The sequence below is a fragment of the uncultured Fibrobacter sp. genome (assembly GCF_937877005.1).
Taxonomy (GTDB): domain Bacteria; phylum Fibrobacterota; class Fibrobacteria; order Fibrobacterales; family Fibrobacteraceae; genus Fibrobacter.
The window spans coordinates 1-1,992 of sequence record NZ_CALEFV010000088.1 but is presented as its reverse complement, the minus strand read 5'-3'; the positions used below and the strand labels follow the sequence as shown (position 1 = coordinate 1,992).

Here is a 1,992-nt window from a genome sequence, read left to right as displayed (position 1 = left end):
CGAAGTGTAAAGAGGATTTAACATGTTGGTTTCGCAAAAAAAGACGGTCTTGATCGTAGACGATGACCGAATGAATTTAAAGTTCGCCGAGCACATGCTCAGTTCGACGTATGACGTCGTGATGGCGAACTCTTACGAGGATGCGTTGGACTACCTGTCAAAGGAGTTGCCTGCGCTTGCCCTTTTGGATGTTCACATGCCGGGCAAGAACGGCTTCGAATTGCTGGCCGAGATTCGTAAGATCAAGCATTGCAACGAGTTACCGGTGGTGTTCTTGACCGCGGACAGCGACCGGGAGACCGAGGTCCGGGTGTTTAGGGAAGGTGGCCTCGACTATATCCAAAAGCCCCTGGTGCCCGAAGTGGTGCTTGAGCGAATCAAGCGAATTCTCTCGCTTCGCGAATTGCAGGTCAACCTTGAAAGCGAAGTGGAACGCCGTACCGAAGAACTCGAAGAAAGCCGTCGCAAACTTCAAGTTCTTTCTTTGCAGGTGGTCAAGACGCTTGCTTCGGCGATTGATGCCAAGGACCGCTACACGAACGGTCATTCGAGCCGCGTGGCTAAGTACAGCAAGGAAATTGCTCGCCGCGCGGGCAAGCCCGTGGAATTCCAGGACGAAATCTATTTCATTGCGCTGCTGCACGATATCGGGAAAATTGGTATTCCGGACAATATCTTGAACAAGAATTCCAAGCTCACGGACGAAGAATACGAAACGATTAAACTGCACCCGAGTATCGGGGTTGAAATTCTGAAGAACATCACCGAAATGCCAAAAATCGAAATCGGTGCGCATTACCACCATGAACGTTTCGACGGTAAGGGTTACCCGGAAGGGCTTGCCGGTTATAGTATTCCCGAAATTGGCCGCATTATCGCCGTGGCCGACGCTTACGATGCCATGACGAGCCGCCGTAGTTATCGTTCGGCCTTGCCGCAAGAAACGGTACGCAGTGAAATTGTGCGCGGTCGCGGTCAGCAGTTCGATCCGGACTTCGCCGATGTCATGCTCCAGATGATTGACGATGATGTGAATTACACCATGCGCGACGATAGACTTGTCTGATGAGCGGGGTGGACCGATGCGGACTATTGTGCCTAACGACATCTTTGATGAAAATGATCGTCGCGTTTTGCAAACCCTGACACGCGTGATGCGCTGGCTATGGGCGATGTTTCCGTTAATCTATTTCGGAAATATTATTCATTTGTTTAAAATCGACTATTGCGAATTGACGATTTTGACTGCAATCGCTTTCGTGATTCTGTGGCTCCCGACTTTTATTGAACGCATGGGAGCTCCGCTCGTGGTGCGTCGGTATTTTTGTGTGTTGGGTATGGGGAGCATCATCGCGACGCTTGCGACTAATGAAAATATCGGCATATACATGACCTTTTCTCTTGCCATGGTCACGAGCCTGTTATTTTTCAATGCGGCCTTTACCCTTAAAATTTCGATATTCAGTTACATATTGATTGTTGTATCCCTTTACTTTAGGGCTCCCGGTGCCAACCATGGCGAATTTTCTTCGGATACGTTCTGGTGGATTTCTCGTTCGGCGGGCTTTTTGATTGAATCGATTACCATGACGCTTTTGTGCATTACCATTGCAAAACTCACGCACCGTTTGCTTGAAAATTTGGATAATGCCCGCAAAGAAGCCCAACATTCCGACGAACTTCGAAAGGCTTGGGCTGAAGCCGAAGAAGCCCGCAAGAATGCGGAATCGGCGAACATGGCCAAGAGCTTTTTCCTTGCCAATATGAGCCACGAAATCCGCACGCCGATCAACGGCATTTTAGGGATGAATGCCATGCTCCTGAAGGAATGCAAGGACAACTCGCTGCTGGAATATGCCCAGAACATTCAGAATGCGGGCCACACGCTTTTGTCGTTGGTGAACGACGTCTTGGACATTACCAAGATTGAATCGGGTAAAATGGAACTGTTCGTCGAAGAGTACGATTTGTTCGCGGTGTTGAATGATTGCT

Annotated in this window: 2 protein-coding genes; both read left to right on the top strand. The window is 49.3% G+C overall.

Translation table 11 applies throughout. The features are described 5' to 3' along the window. Positions 1-22 precede the first annotated feature (22 nt). Entirely contained in the window at positions 23-1,066 is a 1,044-nt protein-coding gene (locus tag Q0628_RS04660) for an HD domain-containing phosphohydrolase (RefSeq protein WP_298768615.1), read from the top strand. A gap of 16 nt (positions 1,067-1,082) precedes the next feature. Next, a partial coding sequence (locus Q0628_RS04655) for a histidine kinase dimerization/phospho-acceptor domain-containing protein (RefSeq protein WP_298768614.1) occupies positions 1,083-1,992 on the top strand: 910 nt, incomplete at its 3' end.